Source organism: Arthrobacter alpinus (assembly GCF_001445575.1).
In the GTDB taxonomy this organism is placed as follows: domain Bacteria; phylum Actinomycetota; class Actinomycetes; order Actinomycetales; family Micrococcaceae; genus Specibacter; species Specibacter alpinus_C.
In genome coordinates this window covers 1,902,666-1,918,375 of record NZ_CP013200.1, presented here as the reverse complement: position 1 = coordinate 1,918,375, position 15,710 = coordinate 1,902,666, and the positions used below count along the sequence as shown (strand labels likewise).

The window sequence follows — 15,710 nt, the reverse complement described above, 5'->3', positions numbered from 1 at the left end:
AGTATGGTTGAATATATCGACAGTTGTCAATCTCCCCTCCGGGAGCAGAATGAAGGCGAGGCCAGGCGATGTCCACGACGCTTGTTACTGATATCCCTGCGGTTCTGGGCACCCAGGCTGACGCGCCATGCTGCGTCTCCGCTCCGGCCGCGGGCGCTCTTGAGGCCGAGGAGGCCGCGGCGCTGGCCGCCCGCTTCAAGGCACTGGCAGATCCCAACCGCCTGCGCATCCTTTCCATGATTGCCGCCGATCCCGCGGCAGAGACGTGCGTCTGTGACATCACCGAGCCGCTGGACCTGGGGCAGCCCACGGTCTCTCACCACCTGAAGATCCTGGTGGAGGCTGGCCTGCTCACCCGTGACAAGCGGGGCGTGTGGGCGTACTACTCACTGGTACCCGGCGCGCTCGAGTCTCTGGCCGCCACACTTACCCCGAAGGTATGAGCATGACTTCAACAGCCGCGAAGCCCGCCGTCTTGTTTGTCTGCGTCAAGAATGGCGGCAAGTCTCAAATGGCTGCCGGCCTCATGAAGCTTGAAAGCGACGACGGCGTCACCGTCACCTCGGCGGGCACTGTTCCCGGCAAGGCCGTCAACCAGCTCTCTGCCGAGGTCCTGCTGGAGCTAGGCGTCGACATCAGCGCGGAGCGGCCTACGCTCCTGACGGAGGATGCGATGCGGAAGGCGGGGCTCGTCGTCGTACTGGGCACTGAAGCGAAGGTTCCAGCCGTGGACGGCGTGAGCGTGGAGGTGTGGGAAACGGATGAGCCCAGCCAACGCGGCATCGAGGGCCGCGAACGCATGGAGCTGGTTCGCGACGACATCCACGCCCGCGTGAAGGAGCTCACGCAGCGGCTGCACGGCGAGCGTTAGAAGTTCCGGGGCGCACCGGGAGAGTTGTCGATGTGTACCGTCTCAGAAGACGTTGAGAGTCACAGTCTCAGTCACTCGTTTGCACAACTGGCCAGAAGGGGAGGCCCCTGAGCGGGGCTCCTGGTCGAAAAGTTGAAAGAGCGGTCCTCCCGCGCGCCGCATCAGGGCATCGGGGCATCGGGCATGAATTCTCCAGAATTACTGGACCTGGCAAGAGTCCATCGACTTGTTTGGCCACCGCTTGTTCTGAGAGGGATACCCAATTCGACTTAATAGGTCTATTGACCTAAATTAATTTTATGACAGACAATTTGCAGCACTCCCCTACCGGCCCAATCCTCATTGTCGGTGGCTACGGGACCGTGGGCAGCGCTCTCGCCCGGCTTTGCGCACCCACCTGGCCGCTGCTGCTCACCGGGCGGAACCCATCGAAAGGGCAAGAGCTTGCATCGGGGCTTGGAGCTTCTGTCCATCGCTGGGATTTGAACGACCCGGAACCGTTCTCCGCCGCGCCCAGGGCCGTCGTCAGCACCGTCAATGACCCCGAAGATCGTGTCCTCCGTGCAGCCGTAGGCGCAGGCATTCCCTACGTGGACGTCACCCGATGGACGAGTCGGATGATGCGGGCGGCCACTTTGGCAACCCAGCTCCAGCCGAGTGCTCCCGTTCTTCTGTCTTCAGGATGGATGGGCGGCATTGTGAATATAGTGGCAGCTTCACTAAGTCATGAGCTTGGCGGTGCGGAGAGTGTTGAAGTCGCGATCAGGTATGACGTCAATGACCGGGCCGGGGTCGACTCTGTAGACTTCATCGACCGCCTGGGGCAGGACTATGAGGTGCGACGTGGCGGGACACTGGCAACGGTAAGTCCCCTCTCTGACGCCAGTTGGGTGGACATCGGCGGGCACCGCACCAAGGTGGCCCGGTTGGATACGCCTGAGCAGGTCACACTTCCCATTACCTTGGGCATAGGGTCGGCGACCACCAAAATTGGGTTCAGCTCCAACTCATCAACCACTGCCTTGCTCGCTGCCAAAACCTTGGGCTTCTTTCGCTGGGGGCGCGGCGAACGCTGGACGGGCCTGCGGCGTTCGCTTCTCTATTCCTCCGGACAGGGTGGGAGCGCCATCATCCGCATTGACGCGCAAGGTCCCGGAGGAGCCCGCTCGGTCGTCATCACGGACCCCGCCGGCCAGGCCCATCTAACGGCCCTGGGTGGATATCTTGGACTCCAGCAAGTCCTGGACAGCGGGGCTACTGCGGGAGTGGGTTTCCCAGAATCCCGAACAGACATAGCCAGCGGCCTGGCCGAGCTGGAGTCCCACAACGTTCTGATTGAATCCGTATGACGGGCACCAAGGGCGAGTTGCGACGGGAAGCCCTCCTCGAAGCAGCCGAGCATGTTCTCGTCACGGCGGGTAACGCCAACGCCACGATGCGCAATTTCGCGGCCGCATCCAACGTCCGTATTGGCCACTTGCAGCACTACTTCCCCACTCGCTCGGATCTGATGCAGGCCCTACTGGACCGTGTGCTGCAACGGTCCTTAACCTGGATGCGGGAATCCACGGGCGTCGACCTTGAACGTGACAGCCATGCGCGCATCACGAGGGAGGAAAGTGGCCAGATAGCCTCGTCGCTGATGCAGCAGCAAAATGACCCCACCACAGTGCGGCTGTACGTTGAAATCTGGGCCATGGCCGCATCAGACGATGCAATAGCAGCAGTGCTCCGGGATTTCTACAGCCAATACGCGGAGTACGTCCAGCTCATCGTCAAGCGCGCCCAGCCCGAAATGGAAACTGCCACACAGCAAGCGAGGGCAAACTCCCTTGTTGCCCTTTTCGAAGGAGCGGCCCTCGTGAGCGCCGGCTTCGCAGGGCTACGGTCCCCGGGCACCGACAACGAACTTTGGGTGCCATCCAACATCTCATTCACGGGCCATGACTAGGGACATTGACACTATGAAACGGAAATGAACTCATGAAAACCCGCAAGCAGAGGGCACGCTGCATCTATCCACAGGATCTTTTACTCCCCAACGTACTGCCGGGTTGCCACTAGGCGTCACAGTCCTGCAAGCCGGTCCATCAACGGTCCAGCTACATCAATCCGCGTGCTTCCGCGGTCGCCGGATTCCCGTATACCCCGTCCGCAAAAATTCCCGCGGGCCTTATATGGGACAAGATTTCCGTTCATATAAGCCCCTTTTTTCTGGCTCCGGCAATCGTTGGGTCGTTGCTCGCCAATACCTGACGAATCCAGTTTGATTGGGCATCGTTTGTGGAAATGAGCGTCGTCGTTTTCATCAACGGCAAAGCAATTGTAGGAAAGTGACGCGAAGTTGAGAATCTCGGTGATCTTGACCTGCGCATCACCGCAGGTCAAGGCGAGTCGCTGAAGACAGGCAGCGTGGGATCCTACAACCTCAACTGGCCCGGCGCGGCGACACCGGCATGCTCAATGAGGCAGCGGCTACCGCTCCTGCATCGGGATGCGCACCCCGCGCTCGGCGGCCACGTCAATGGCGCGCTCGTAGCCGGCATCTGCGTGGCGGATCACACCCATGCCGGGATCGTTGGTCAGCAGGCGTGCCAGCTTCTCCCCCGCCAACGCAGTGCCATCGGCAACAGAAACCTGGCCGGCGTGGATGGAGCGGCCAATTCCCACGCCACCGCCGTGGTGGATGGACACCCAGGTGGCCCCGGAGGCGGTGTTGAGCATGGCATTCAACAGCGGCCAGTCGGCAATGGCATCGGAGCCGTCCTTCATGGATTCGGTCTCACGGTACGGGGAGGCAACGGATCCGGAGTCAAGGTGATCGCGGCCTATGACAATGGGGGCTGAAACGCGTCCGGAAGCCACCAACTCATTGAACAGCACGCCTGCCTTGGCGCGTTCGCCGTAGCCCAGCCAGCAAATACGAGCCGGCAGGCCCTCGAATTCAACGTGTTCCTGGGCCGCATCCAGCCAGCGGTGCAGGTGGGCGTTCTCGGGGAACAGTTCCTTCAGCGCCTCATCAGTGACACGGATGTCCTCGGGATCGCCGGAAAGTGCAACCCAACGGAACGGGCCCAGACCCTCGCAGAACAGGGGGCGGATGTAGGCCGGGACAAAGCCGGGGAACTCGAACGCACGGGAGTAGCCACCCTTGCGGGCTTCGTCGCGGATGGAGTTGCCGTAGTCAAACACCTCGGCGCCGGCGTCCTGGAATTCCACCATGGCTTGAACGTGGCGGGCCATCGCGTTCTGGGACTTCTTGGTGAAACCTTCGGGATCAGCCTCGGATTCGGCAGCCCATTCCTCCACGGAGTATTCGGTGGGCAGGTAGGAGAGCGGATCGTGGGCAGATGTCTGGTCGGTCACGATGTCCACCGTGAATTCGCCCGCCTGGTGCCGGCGCAGGATCTCCGGGAATACCTCAGCAGCATTGCCCACAACACCCACGGACAAGGGCACGCGAGACGCCTTCGCCGCAAGCACACGTTCCAGCGCAGCATCCAACGACGGTGCCAGCTCGTCCAGGTAGCGCTTGCCCACGCGGCGCAACAGGCGTTCCTCGGAAACGTCAACGATCAGGCAGGCACCGCCATTCAGGGTGACGGCTAGTGGCTGAGCCCCGCCCATGCCGCCGCAGCCACCGGTCAGGGTCAGCGTGCCGGCCATGGTGCCGCCGAAGCGCTTTTCAGCAATGGCGGCAAACGTCTCAAAGGTGCCCTGCAGAATCCCTTGGGTGCCGATGTAAATCCATGAGCCGGCCGTCATCTGGCCGTACATCATGAGGCCCTCAGCCTCGAGCTTGCGGAATTCGGGCCACGTGGCCCAGTCCCCCACCAGGTTCGAGTTGGCCAGCAGCACCCGCGGCGCCCACACGTTGGTCCGGAAAACACCCACGGGTTTGCCCGACTGCACCAGCAGGGTCTCGTCAGCCTCGAGCGTCTTCAGCGTGGCAACAATGGCGTCATAGGCCTCCCAGGAGCGGGCTGCGCGGCCGGTTCCGCCGTAGACCACCAGGTCCTCGGGGCGCTCGGCAACCTCGGGGTCCAGATTGTTCATGAGCATGCGCAGGGGCGCCTCGGTTTGCCAGGACTTGGCGGAGAGTTCGGTGCCGCGGGCTGCGCGAATGGTGCGGGAGGGGTCATGCATCGTCGCCATGATTGCGTCCTTCGTGTGTGGTCCGAGCTCGCAGCCAGCGGCCGGAGAATGTGTCTATGTATCCATCAAAGCCCCGCCGTGCCCGCATTCCTAGGGGTCCGTTAGCGGGGCTGTCTGTGATCCAAGACAATGCGGAAGTACGACGGCGGGACGTCGGGTAACTGCCTCCCCTCACCATTGTCGGGGCCACGCCCTGGCCTACCGACTCCGGAAAAATCACTCGAATGCCTCTTCCGCCGCTCACCGATGCCGGGCACGGGGCGTGGCGTCGCGAACCAAGCACGGCTGTTCGCCGCGGACAGAGCCTGCCACCAAACATGCGTGACTCTTTTATCATTTTTGCTGAATGGGAAACACCCCAAACCCCGCTCGAGTGGGAGCCACACTCATATCCCCTCCACGAGCTGGTGTGGGCGCGCGGCGGAACCCTGACCACGGGCGTTGGCGACCGAATCTTTACCTTGTCGGAGGAAGAAGGCTTGTGGCTGCCCGCCAGTCAGATCCACGCCGGGCGGCTCGCTGGTCCACACCCGCATGAGTTTAGCCAGGACCGTGTCGGCATGTCCGGCGCCATCCGGCGAGAGCTGCCCATAGAGCATCCCCTCCAGATCCGCCTTCTTTTCCCCCTTAGGCTGCTGCGCGGAGCGCATTGGCGGACGACGGCGGGGAGCCAAGTCTGGGGCCGTTGCCGGCTGCGGGGATGAAGACTGCGGGATCAAGGTTGGCGCTGATGGCCACCAGAGAGCGCCCCTCTCAGGATGCTCCATGGCCAGCATGAGGCCAATGATCGCGCCGTCACTATAGCCAATCACATGCACCGATTCCAGGCCCTGGGCGTCAAGAAAGGCGAGGGTGTCGGCAATGCCGCGGACGTAGCTGTAGTCGGCGTCAATGTCAGCCGAACGCCCATGGCCGGACCGCTCAAAGGCGCAGACCTGGCAATCCTCCGCCAACGCATCAGACTGTCCATGCAGCTACTCCAGAGAACAGAAACCGCCATGGAGCAACAGCACGGGATCTCCCGCACCGGCCACTTCCGAATACAGTTCTTCCCCGTTGATACTCAGGTATGTCATGGGATCCCACCGTCTTTCCAAGATTTGTGAGGCAAGACCGGTGGAATCCAACGTCCCCAGCGCGTTGTCCACGCAAACGAATGATGACACCCCCGGGCACCGGCAAGCACCTACCAGCGGGGCAGGATGAAGGACTGCCCCCGAGAGCCATGGCACGGATCCTCCCAGCTTGAACGGATAAGCTGGTGACATGCCTCTGATTTCCCGCTCCTGGCGGACCGCTGCGCCTTTTGCCGCCGTCGCACTGCTCATCCTGACAGCCTGCTCACCTGTAGTAACCATCAATGAGGCAGCCGATGCCAACAATCCGGCCTGCGCGCCCATGATGGTTGCGCTGCCCGATTCCCTGGCAGACACCAAGCGCCGCAGCACCTCCAGCCAAGCAACCGCGGCCTGGGGAGATCCTGCGGTAGCGCTGTTGCGCTGTGGCGTTCAGGCACCCGGACCTACCACTGATCGATGCGTGACCGTCAATGGCGTGGACTGGGTCATCAAGGAAAACGGCACATCCTGGACATTCACCACGTACGGGCGCAAGCCCGCCACTGAACTAATTCTTGAACAAAACAAGATTCCCTCTGACACGGCTCTCACCCAAATCTCAGCGGCCGCAGCAAAGATTCCCTCCACCGGCGGGTGCATCGGGATCGGCGACGTACCCACCGCCACCAAATAACAGCCAGCTCCGGGCACTGCGAACAGGCCCCGGATAAAAAGTAGGGTCGGGCCTGATGGCCCGACCCTACTTTTTTGGCGCTATTGCGGAACTACAGCAATTACCCCAGCCCGTTCTTTTCCATGTACAAGGCGAGTGAGTCTGAGCCGAGGGCATCAGCAACACCCGAGATGGCGGCGTCGTCCTTGATCACAATGGACTGGCCATCGGCGCTGGTCCCCGTCCCCAAGTTGGGGAGCGTGAAGGACAGGACGTTGGAGCCGCGGACATCGCGCAGGCTCACACCCAGGCTGGCCATCGCGGCCGCGTCCAGGCCCTCGTCGACGGAGACATAGGGAGATACCTGGCTCACCAGATCGCTGATCTTGGCGGGGTTGGTCAGGGTGGCCGGCGTCAGTGCGGTGTTCATGACCGATTTCAAGAACAGCTGCTGGTTACGCACGCGCTGGTAGTCGCCGTCACTGAAGGCATAGCGCTCACGAACAAATGCCAGTGCCTGATCGCCGTTCATGCGCTGAGAGCCGGCCGCAAACGTGAACCCCTCGCTGCCCGAGGAGGTGAAGGCAATGGGAACATTGACGTCCACGCCGCCGAGAGCATCCGTGATGGCTTTGAAGCCCTCAAAATCGACAATGGCAACATGGTCCAGCCGGGCCTTGAACATGCCTTCAAGGGTTTGCACCACCAGCGGAACGCCGCCAAAGGCCATGGCCGCGTTGATCTTGGCCTGGCCGTGTCCGGGAATGTCCACCCAGGTGTCACGCATGATGGACATCATGACGATGTTTTTGCGATCCCCAGGGATATGGACCCACATCATGGTGTCGGAGCGCTGATCAGAAGCCGCACCTTCATTAGCCATGTCCACGGAGTCCCCGCGGCTATCGCTTCCCAAGACCAAGATGTTTTGCGCTTTCGACGCCGCACCCTCCTTGGTAGGACGGGTGGACTCTTCGGGGAAGGCATTGGCGATTTTCTGCGTCTGGCCATTGAAGCTATTGGCCAAGTTAATAACGTAGGCTCCGCTCACAATGGCTGCAACCAAGAAGATTCCAAGGAAGACAAAGAGAACGTTGCGCCGGGTTTTCCGGCGCGTGCGCGGACGCACGTCCGTCTGAGTTTCATCCATCATGGATGCCATCTTGCCACGCGCAGCCGCGTCGACCCGCCCACACCGCAGCATCCACACCGCATCCGGGACCATTATGTGACGAAGGTCACCGATCAGCTAGGGCTTGACGCCGAGCTTCCACAAAGAGGTGACTTCTTGGCTCCTGGCATCAAAGAATGGATCGGAGCGGTCCATAGACCGCGGGTGCCGAGCCGGCGTATCCACCTTGTCCAGCACCTCAAGGCCCCCGGCCGCAATCCATCCCGCCAGTTCCTCACGGGAGCGCAGACCCAGATGTTCGGCCAGATCCGAGATGATGAGCCAGCCCTCTCCCCCGGGTTCCAGGTGCTTGGCCAGGCCGCTCAGGAATGCTTTGAGCATGCGGCTCTTGGGATCATAGACGGCATTGTCCAAGAGGGTGTTGACGGTGCCGGGCAGCCACGGCGGATTGCACACCACCAGAGGTGCCTTGCCCTCCGGGAACATATTGACTTGAACGGCTTCAACAGTGTCCGACAGCCCCAGATTGGCCAAGTTCTCCTTTGCACAGGCAATGGCAGCCGGTTCGCTGTCCGTTGCCACGATGTGCTTGATGCCGCGCTTGGCCAGGATGGCTGCCAGCACGCCCGTGCCGGTACCAATATCAAAGGCCAGTTCCTTGGATGGCAGTTCCAAGCCCTCCATGAGCCCAAGATATTCGCTGCGGACAGGGGCAAAGGTGCCATAGTGCGGGTAGATCACGGCATCGAGTTCCTGGACAAACAGGCCGTTACGCCGCCATTCCAACGCACCAACAGCGCCGAGGATGTCCTGCAGCGGAGCCACGGCCGGCTCCTCAACGGGGCCTGCGGCCAGCAGCCAGGCCTCCGACACGTCTGGAGCTCGGCGCAAAGGAACGGACGGGCCAGGAGCCAGCGGCACCAACACCCGTCCCAACATTTTGGCCCTTTGAGTCCGGCCTTGGCGGTAGCGGTAGAAGGACTGGGCGACGGATTCGCCGTCGAGCCTTGAAAAGACGGGGAGGCGGCGAGCCATGGCCGAGAGCAGCTGGCGGGCGTTGTGGTAATCGCCCTGCCACAGCAAGGCCGTGCCTTGAGCGGCGAGCCGGTAAGCCTCATCGGCGGTCAGCGAATCATCTACAGCCACCACCTTTTTGGGCATGGCGGCACCGCTTGCGCTGCTCCACAGGGCAGTATGTTCAGTGGGTTCAGTATCTTGGGCTTGGGCATCGCGGGGCATCCAGCGGAGGATGTTCTGCTGCTGCAATGGCTCAGTGCTCATGGGGGAAAGGCTCCTAGAATGTCGCCTGCGCCAAGCATGATGATGATTTCCGCTGCAGGACAAGACCAGCTGCCAGTTTATCCCCTGCAGGATGGCAGCCGGAGCGCTGATCTACCTTCAGGAACTGCCTGCTTCTTGTCCGAGCCTATGTGGCTGGCACGGGGTGGGGCTCACTGATTTCCACGTACGTTTCATTCTGATCTGCGGATTCATCGAAGGCGAGGATGGTGACGGCGGGGCTCTCGCCCACAGGCAGCGCCCGGGCGCGCAGAGTCCCGGACTGGGCCGCACCAAGAATGTCCAGCAGCTGCGCGAAAACATCGGCGGCAACGGTGTCAGGTAGGGACGTTTTTCTGTCATCCAAAAGGTCAACCTTGACACCGCGTTTCCTGGCGGCCCGGGTGGCTTGTTGAATTTCCGGGGTCACCAAGGCGCGGCCGCGGATCTGATCCCGCAACTCTGCCTCCAACAGGGCCAGATCCAAGCGATCCGATGCCGACAGTCCTTGGCCCGCGTCTTGCCCCGCAATGGCTTCCAGCGCCGGGCGCGTGGCCTGTTCCAGCTCCAACAACCACTGCTTGCGGTACAAACCGTGGGCATGTTCCTTGGCCAGCTTGGTGGCCGCCAGCTGGCTCTGGGCTGAATACACAGCAATATTGTTCTTACTGCGGCCCAAAACGGACCGGACGGCCGTGGCGATGACCATCCACATAATGGGGGTCAACACTAGTGCCAATGCATCAGTGACCGAAAGCCCCAGCGCAAGCGATGCACTCATGTCTGCGACGGCAAACAAACCCATCCCCAACCAGGCGAGCCGCATCCTGTCTCTGAAGGTCAACGCCACAAGGAGCATTTGAATGGCCCCATTTTGCCACGAGGCATACCCCGGGTGAATACCTGCGGGCAGCACACTGTTCACCAATAGGTCCATGAGCAGTACGCCCGCCACCACAGACCAGGCAGCCCACAGCGGCATGGCATTCTTCCCTGAATCCCAACACAAAAGCACCACCAAAGCCAAACAAATCAGCATGGCGAGGAAGTACTGCCACAGCGAGGTAGGCACATCACTGTTGGCCAATCCCATAATCACGTGGGCGATGGGCATGAAGGTGGCAAACACCAGCACCAGCCATCTAGTTCGACGCTGTTCCATGGATTCCTCCGTCCCATTCCAATAGCACCAAGGTGCCTGCGGTTGAACTGGAAATCACTGTGGCACTACCTTGCACGTCCTGCATGCGTTCCACGATGGAGACCCTGATGCCCATCCGTTCCAGCGGGATGGTCTCCAGATCAAATCCGGGTCCATTGTCCGAGATCGTAACCCGTACTGAATCTGCCACCTCCTGCCCTGTCTGGCCCTCATGGGGGAAGGAAACGTTAACGGCGGTCTGGGCACCGTTAGCATGCTCAAGGCTGTTGCGAACTGCCTCTGTGGTGGCCTGGACTATGGCTCTGCCCACCAACAGCGGAATCCGCTGCCGCGCAGGGGTACCGGGTGCCGGGACATCCACAGTGATTCCATACATCGACACCGCCGCCCCCAACCTGCCCAACCACTCGCCAACGGCGACCTGCTCACCCTGGGAGGGACCGGCGTCGTTCCTCACATCATCCAACTGAGCGAGTGCGGCAGTGGCTGCCCGGCGAGAGGCTTCCACAACGTCCTGATTGACAGCTTGCGAGGCCACAATCAAGGTGCTCAGCACAATGTCATGGGTCAGAGCATCCAACCGCATCCGTTCCACAGTGATGGCCTGGGACTTGGCGGCGTCAGAGAATTTCTCCACGGCAGTGACGGCAGCGCACTCCGATTCCTGGACGGCTTGGCGAAGGGCCCAAATGGGAGCGATGATGGCGGCCGTCATGGCGAATGTCAGCAAGGCGTCCTGCCAGGAGTCCTGCCATTCGCGGGCAGAACCCGCCGGCAAACCCGGAATGACCAGAACCAAAATGGTGAAGAGCGCACCGTACACGCTGGCCATGGAGGTGTTCCTGGCCACGGCTGCCAAACCTACCCCGGCGCCGGCTATCCCCCACGACCAAGGCCTCGCGTCCGCGTGCAAAGAGTTTCCAATCAGACCCAGGTGCCACAGCAAGAAACCCAAGAGAATGAGCCATGCTGCCGAGCCGGCAAAAAAGCGCCGTATCACCGCATGTTTAACGGGCAGCATGGCGGCAATAATGAGCACCGGGACCATGACTACAAAGGTGATGTAGCCAGGGCGGGGCTGCCCGCCCGTATTCTGCAACAGGTCAGGCAACGCCAACGCCACCAACAGCAGCGAAAACACGCCAATGGACCGAGCCAGCACCACTTCCGTCATTTCCACGGTGTTGGGCAGCAGACTGGTGTCTTGCAGCTGGGCTCTCACAACAATTCTCCCTGAGGTGAAGACACTGCGGCCCTTCCTAGCGGGTCTGTTCTAAATGCATATCAGGGGCAAGGATGCCATCTTCCAGCGCCCGGTGGTAAAGCTCCAATTTGGTGGGGGCATAGCGTCCAGCGGCCGCATATTTTTCCCGAATGCGCTTGATGTTAGTGCCAACAGTATTCGCAGAAACATTCATGCGCCGGGCAATTTGAACGCCGGTAAATCCTGTTGCATAAAGTTTGAGAGTTTCCCGTTCCCGGTCACTGAGTTCAGCCGCCACAAAACCTGAATCAGAGGAAATGGCAATGGCGAGTTCTTGACTGTCAATGGTTTCCCCGGCAGCAACCAAACGGACCATTGCCAAGGCCTGTCTGATGTCATCACCCTTGCGAGCGATCCCGGACGCACCTGCTGCCAGGGCAGATCTGATGGCATCGGTATTATCTGCCACGCTGAACACCAGAACTGGATAGCCGGCAGCTATCAGGGCACGGACGTTGTCCCCTGGTTCTGAACCGTCTGCTAAAGACAAATCCAGGACCACTACATCGAAGATATTGGCGCGGGACTGCAAGAGCTTGGGTACGGATTCAGCAGCTACAATGACCTTGATAGGGGTCTGCGCATGCTTAGCATCCATGGCCGCTGCCGCTGAAAAACCAATCCGCACCACTTCATTGTCATCGACAACGCCAACCCGAATTGCGAGACCGCTCATTTCTACCCTGCTCCCCATTAAGTACAGCTACTAGCCAAAAGTACAGCTACTAAGGAAAGCATAAGGCTGGGGTATGACTTTGTACTGATGCGCTCACTACCTGTCCGCTAAATTACGCCATTCGGTTTTGAAAAAACGTCATCGGGCAGCACCTAAGCTTGTTGCATTTTGTCATCTATAAGAGACAAATGACACCAATTCCTAAGTGGTGCAGAGGCATTTGTCCCCCACATGAGGGACACCAAATGGTTCCAACGCTAGGGCGGTGCCAATAACAAATGCTCCCCCACCTTGCTGAGTGGGGGAGCATTGGATGAAAAACCACCATCGCTGATAGAGCGTTGAGTGAAAAGCAACCATCGCTGAGGGAGCGTTGGGGGGGTGGGCTAGCGCAGGCCTACTTTGCGGTTCAGCGCCAGCTGCAACAGTTCGTCAATCAGTTCCGGGTACGCCAATCCAGTGGCTTGCCACATCTGCGGGTACATGGAGCTCGGGGTGAAGCCAGGCATGGTGTTGATCTCGTTGATGATCAGCTCCCCTGCCTCGGTGTAGAAGAAGTCCACGCGGGAGAGGCCTTCGGCACCGACGGCGTCAAACGCCAGCGCTGCCAGCTCGCGTACCCGTTCAAGGTCAGCGTCAGGCATATCCGCCGGGCAGCTGAGGTTCACGGCACTGCCCTGAACATATTTAGCCTCAAAGTCATAGAACGCATGATCATTATCAGCCATGGCAATCTCACCGGGCAGAGAGACGCGGGGTGCCGCACTCCCCTGGCCTTCGAGCACAGCAACTTCAATCTCGCGGCCCACAATGCCTGCCTCGATGACCAGCTTCAGGTCATGTTCGCGGGCCTGCGCAATGGCAGCATCCAGCTCAGCCAGCGAATCCACCTTGGAGATGCCCATGGAGGATCCAGCGCGGGCCGGCTTCACAAAGACGGGGAAGCCAAGCTCGGCAACGCGTGCGCGTACCTTCTCCGGGTCAACGCTCCATTCGCGATCGGTCACGGCAATGTACGGTCCAACACTCAGCCCGGCCGCTTCAAAAACCACCTTCATGAAGTGCTTGTCCATGCCAATGGCCGAGGCCAGCACGCCGGCACCAACGTAGCGGGTATCGCTGAGTTCCAGCATGCCCTGCAAGGTTCCGTCTTCGCCCCACGGGCCGTGCAACAACGGGAACACCACGTCAATGGCGCCCAGTTCCTGCGGAATCGCACCAGCTTCGGAGAGCACCAGCTGGTGTCCCCCGCCCAAGTGAGCCAGCGAGAGCGTCTTATCCCCCGCCAAAACCTCCGGCAGCGCACCTGCGGTGAGGGACCAGCCTGCGATGTCCTCATCAGCCAAAACCCACTGGCCGCATTTTGCGATACCGATGGGAACGACGTCGTACTTGGTCCTGTCAATGGCACCCAGCACACCGGCGGCGGTCACACAGCTGACGGCATGCTCGCTGGAGCGCCCGCCAAAGAGGATGGCCACACGGATGGGCGCAGTAGTAGCGGGGGAATCGGTAGTCACGCGTTATTCGCCTTCGGATTTCAATTGGCGGGCCAGCAGCAGCGGCCCCAGTTCATCGACTGTCAGTTTACCTTCAAGGACGCCTACAACCGCATTGGTGATGGGCATATCGACGCCCATTTTGGCGGCGAGGTCAGAGACTGCACGCCCAGATTTAATGCCCTCGGCTGTCTGCGTCATGCGGTTATTGACCTCGTCCAGGGTGAGGCCTTCGCCCAGCATGCGCCCGGCGGTGTGGTTGCGGCTCAGCGATGACGAGCAGGTGGCCACGAGGTCGCCCAGGCCAGCGAGCCCGGCCATGGTCTCGGCCTTGCCGCCCAGCGCTAGCGCCAGCCGTGTGGTCTCAGCGAGTCCGCGCGTGATGACGGAGGCCTTGGTGTTGTCGCCTACCTTTTGGCCCTCGCACATACCCACGCATAGCGCGATCACGTTCTTCACGATGCCGCCAATTTCAACGCCCACCACGTCATCGACAGTGTAGGGGCGGAAATACCGCGGCTTGCAGACGTTGGCCACCCATTTGGCGGTGTCCTCATCTGCACAGGCCACGACCGATGCCGTGGGCTCCTGGCGCGCAATTTCCATGGCCAGGTTGGGGCCGGAGACCACCACTACTCGGTCATTGCCGATTCCCAGCTCCTGCTCAATGACCTGAGACATGCGCTGGTCCGTGCCCAGCTCCAGCCCCTTCATCAAACTAACCACGACGGCATCCTGGGCGATGTGCCCGGCCAAGCCGCGCAACTGCTCACGCAAGGTTTGGGCGGGGACGGCCAGCACCACGAGCTCGGCGTCCTTGAGGACCTCTTGGACGTCCGTTGAGGCGGAGATATTAGTGGGAAGCTCAGTGGTGGAGAGGTAGCGGGGATTGCGGTGGAGCTGGTTGATCTGATCAACCACTTCCTGACGGCGGCCCCACAGGACGATCTTGCGGTCGGTGCCTGCTGCAGCGTCGCCAAGGATCTTAGCGAACGTGGTCCCCCAGCTACCGGCGCCCAAAACCGCTATCTTGGCCGGCGCAATGCCATCCACAATACTCACTGAAGGTCCCCTGTTTCTGTTGTGCCGGCGTCGTGCGTGTTGCTCACGTCAGGCGTGCTGCTCGCGTCAGGGCCGCCGTGACCGGCAGATCCGCGCTCTACGAAACGGCCGTGACTGGATTGCTGGTGAGCGGCTGGATCCCAGCGCACGGTGGGGGCTTTGGCCCCACGCAGCTCCTCGAGCATCACGGTGATGGCCGCCATGATGACCTCTGTCATGGCCTCAAGAGTGGCTTTGTCGGCGGCGTGGCCGTCAAATTCACTGAGGTCAATAGGGTCGCCAACTACTACCTTGACGCGCTTCCGCGGGAAGATTTTGAAGCCCTTGGCGTACCGCGGAAACACCTCTTGAGCACCCCAATGAACCACCGGGATGACCTTGGCGCCGGTGCCCAAGGCGAGCCGGGCAGCGCCGGTGCGCCCCTTCATGGGCCACAACTCGGGATCGCGGGTGAGCGTTCCTTCGGGGTAGATCACTACCGCACCACCGCCGTCGAGCACGGTCTGTGCGGCAACCAGGGACTTGCCAGCACCGGCACCGCTGCGCTCCACGGGAATCTGGTTGGCGCCACGCAGGACAGCACCGAGCACGGGCGTCTTGAACAACCCATCCTTGGCCAAGAAGTACGGCATGATGTTTTGGTTGTACAGCAGGTGACCCACAACAATCGGGTCAATTTCCGTGCAGTGGTTCGGGACCACAATGAAGCCCTCATCCCGGGGCAACTTCTCCAAGCCGTGCCATTCCTTGCCAACAACCACGTTCATGAGAGTCCGGGCAACCCCCGCGAGCAGCGCGAAGAACATCCGGGTGCCCATGCTCATGCCTGCGGGTTTGAAGGGGCGCTTGCGGGGTGCCTTGCCAGGCTCATCAGCGGTCA

16 protein-coding genes are annotated in these 15,710 nt (G+C 61.0%); 5 read left to right on the top strand and 11 right to left on the bottom strand.

Annotation, left to right across the window (positions count from 1 at the left end; all coding sequences use genetic code 11):
- The first annotated feature begins 68 nt into the window (after nucleotides 1-68).
- From AS189_RS08455 to AS189_RS08440, 4 genes are all read left to right on the top strand, one after another.
- Nucleotides 69-443 carry an ArsR/SmtB family transcription factor gene (locus AS189_RS08455; protein ID WP_062287480.1) on the top strand — a complete coding sequence of 125 codons (375 nt, stop codon included), beginning with the start codon at nucleotides 69-71 and terminating at the stop codon, nucleotides 441-443.
- A 2-nt stretch (nucleotides 444-445) separates the two neighbouring features.
- Nucleotides 446-871, top strand: coding sequence for a low molecular weight phosphatase family protein (locus tag AS189_RS08450; RefSeq protein ID WP_062287477.1), 426 nt, complete (start codon nucleotides 446-448; stop codon nucleotides 869-871).
- Nucleotides 872-1,170: 299 nt separating this feature from the next.
- Nucleotides 1,171-2,220: a saccharopine dehydrogenase gene (locus tag AS189_RS08445; RefSeq protein WP_062287474.1), complete on the top strand. Its 1,050-nt coding sequence runs from the start codon at nucleotides 1,171-1,173 to the stop codon at nucleotides 2,218-2,220.
- Complete coding sequence (locus AS189_RS08440) at nucleotides 2,217-2,822, top strand: TetR/AcrR family transcriptional regulator (RefSeq protein ID WP_062287471.1); 606 nt, start codon at nucleotides 2,217-2,219, stop codon at nucleotides 2,820-2,822. The genes AS189_RS08445 and AS189_RS08440 overlap by 4 nt, the downstream gene beginning before the upstream one ends.
- 524 nt (nucleotides 2,823-3,346) lie before the next feature.
- On the opposite strand, the gene hutU is transcribed toward AS189_RS08440, so the two are convergent.
- The 3 genes from hutU to AS189_RS21225 all read right to left on the bottom strand — a co-directional run bounded on the left by hutU (nucleotide 3,347) and on the right by AS189_RS21225 (nucleotide 6,102).
- Complete coding sequence (gene hutU, locus AS189_RS08435) at nucleotides 3,347-5,026, bottom strand: urocanate hydratase (protein WP_062287468.1); 1,680 nt, start codon at nucleotides 5,024-5,026, stop codon at nucleotides 3,347-3,349.
- A 386-nt stretch (nucleotides 5,027-5,412) separates the two neighbouring features.
- Entirely contained in the window at nucleotides 5,413-5,979 is a 567-nt protein-coding gene (locus AS189_RS08430) for an alpha/beta fold hydrolase (protein WP_062287466.1), read from the bottom strand.
- A gap of 21 nt (nucleotides 5,980-6,000) precedes the next feature.
- Complete coding sequence (locus tag AS189_RS21225) at nucleotides 6,001-6,102, bottom strand: alpha/beta fold hydrolase (RefSeq protein WP_424581438.1); 102 nt, start codon at nucleotides 6,100-6,102, stop codon at nucleotides 6,001-6,003.
- 190 nt (nucleotides 6,103-6,292) lie between these two features.
- Here AS189_RS21225 and AS189_RS08420 point away from each other — a divergent pair, with 190 nt between their 5' ends.
- Nucleotides 6,293-6,778 carry a DUF3515 domain-containing protein gene (locus tag AS189_RS08420; RefSeq protein ID WP_062287460.1) on the top strand — a complete coding sequence of 162 codons (486 nt, stop codon included), beginning with the start codon at nucleotides 6,293-6,295 and terminating at the stop codon, nucleotides 6,776-6,778.
- Nucleotides 6,779-6,878: 100 nt separating this feature from the next.
- Here AS189_RS08420 and AS189_RS08415 read toward each other — a convergent pair whose 3' ends face one another.
- The 8 genes from AS189_RS08415 to AS189_RS08380 all read right to left on the bottom strand — a co-directional run bounded on the left by AS189_RS08415 (nucleotide 6,879) and on the right by AS189_RS08380 (nucleotide 15,654).
- Nucleotides 6,879-7,910 carry an LCP family protein gene (locus AS189_RS08415; protein ID WP_237760011.1) on the bottom strand — a complete coding sequence of 344 codons (1,032 nt, stop codon included), beginning with the start codon at nucleotides 7,908-7,910 and terminating at the stop codon, nucleotides 6,879-6,881.
- A gap of 96 nt (nucleotides 7,911-8,006) precedes the next feature.
- Complete coding sequence (locus AS189_RS08410) at nucleotides 8,007-9,170, bottom strand: methyltransferase (RefSeq protein ID WP_129587201.1); 1,164 nt, start codon at nucleotides 9,168-9,170, stop codon at nucleotides 8,007-8,009.
- A 145-nt stretch (nucleotides 9,171-9,315) separates the two neighbouring features.
- On the bottom strand, nucleotides 9,316-10,329 hold the full coding sequence (locus AS189_RS08405; protein WP_129587200.1) for a hypothetical protein: 1,014 nt from the start codon (nucleotides 10,327-10,329) through the stop codon (nucleotides 9,316-9,318).
- Nucleotides 10,310-11,551, bottom strand: a complete 1,242-nt coding sequence (locus AS189_RS08400) for a sensor histidine kinase (protein WP_062287454.1) — start codon at nucleotides 11,549-11,551, stop codon at nucleotides 10,310-10,312. Before AS189_RS08400 ends, AS189_RS08405 begins: the two co-directional genes overlap by 20 nt.
- Before the next feature lie 37 nt (nucleotides 11,552-11,588).
- Nucleotides 11,589-12,269: a response regulator transcription factor gene (locus tag AS189_RS08395; RefSeq protein WP_062287452.1), complete on the bottom strand. Its 681-nt coding sequence runs from the start codon at nucleotides 12,267-12,269 to the stop codon at nucleotides 11,589-11,591.
- A gap of 386 nt (nucleotides 12,270-12,655) precedes the next feature.
- Nucleotides 12,656-13,789 carry a D-alanine--D-alanine ligase family protein gene (locus tag AS189_RS08390; RefSeq protein ID WP_062287449.1) on the bottom strand — a complete coding sequence of 378 codons (1,134 nt, stop codon included), beginning with the start codon at nucleotides 13,787-13,789 and terminating at the stop codon, nucleotides 12,656-12,658.
- Nucleotides 13,790-13,792: 3 nt separating this feature from the next.
- Nucleotides 13,793-14,830 (bottom strand): NAD(P)H-dependent glycerol-3-phosphate dehydrogenase, encoded by a 1,038-nt coding sequence (locus AS189_RS08385; RefSeq protein WP_062287446.1) that lies wholly within the window; start codon nucleotides 14,828-14,830, stop codon nucleotides 13,793-13,795.
- Entirely contained in the window at nucleotides 14,827-15,654 is an 828-nt protein-coding gene (locus AS189_RS08380) for a lysophospholipid acyltransferase family protein (protein ID WP_082634509.1), read from the bottom strand. The genes AS189_RS08385 and AS189_RS08380 overlap by 4 nt, the downstream gene beginning before the upstream one ends.
- Between the last annotated feature and the right edge of the window lie 56 nt (nucleotides 15,655-15,710).

What these genes read in the sequence shown, in the direction of transcription:
- AS189_RS08455 (WP_062287480.1), top strand. Translation starts at nt 69, where the DNA reads ATGTCCACGACGCTTGTTACTGATATCCCTGCGGTTCTGGGCACCCAG.
- AS189_RS08450 (WP_062287477.1), top strand. Translation starts at nt 446, where the DNA reads ATGACTTCAACAGCCGCGAAGCCCGCCGTCTTGTTTGTCTGCGTCAAG.
- AS189_RS08445 (WP_062287474.1), top strand. Translation starts at nt 1,171, where the DNA reads ATGACAGACAATTTGCAGCACTCCCCTACCGGCCCAATCCTCATTGTC.
- AS189_RS08440 (WP_062287471.1), top strand. Translation starts at nt 2,217, where the DNA reads ATGACGGGCACCAAGGGCGAGTTGCGACGGGAAGCCCTCCTCGAAGCA.
- hutU (WP_062287468.1), bottom strand. Translation starts at nt 5,026, where the DNA reads ATGGCGACGATGCATGACCCCTCCCGCACCATTCGCGCAGCCCGCGGC.
- AS189_RS21225 (WP_424581438.1), bottom strand. Translation starts at nt 6,102, where the DNA reads ATGACATACCTGAGTATCAACGGGGAAGAACTGTATTCGGAAGTGGCC.
- AS189_RS08420 (WP_062287460.1), top strand. Translation starts at nt 6,293, where the DNA reads ATGCCTCTGATTTCCCGCTCCTGGCGGACCGCTGCGCCTTTTGCCGCC.
- AS189_RS08415 (WP_237760011.1), bottom strand. Translation starts at nt 7,910, where the DNA reads ATGATGGATGAAACTCAGACGGACGTGCGTCCGCGCACGCGCCGGAAA.
- AS189_RS08410 (WP_129587201.1), bottom strand. Translation starts at nt 9,170, where the DNA reads ATGAGCACTGAGCCATTGCAGCAGCAGAACATCCTCCGCTGGATGCCC.
- AS189_RS08405 (WP_129587200.1), bottom strand. Translation starts at nt 10,329, where the DNA reads ATGGAACAGCGTCGAACTAGATGGCTGGTGCTGGTGTTTGCCACCTTC.
- AS189_RS08395 (WP_062287452.1), bottom strand. Translation starts at nt 12,269, where the DNA reads ATGAGCGGTCTCGCAATTCGGGTTGGCGTTGTCGATGACAATGAAGTG.
- AS189_RS08380 (WP_082634509.1), bottom strand. Translation starts at nt 15,654, where the DNA reads ATGAGCATGGGCACCCGGATGTTCTTCGCGCTGCTCGCGGGGGTTGCC.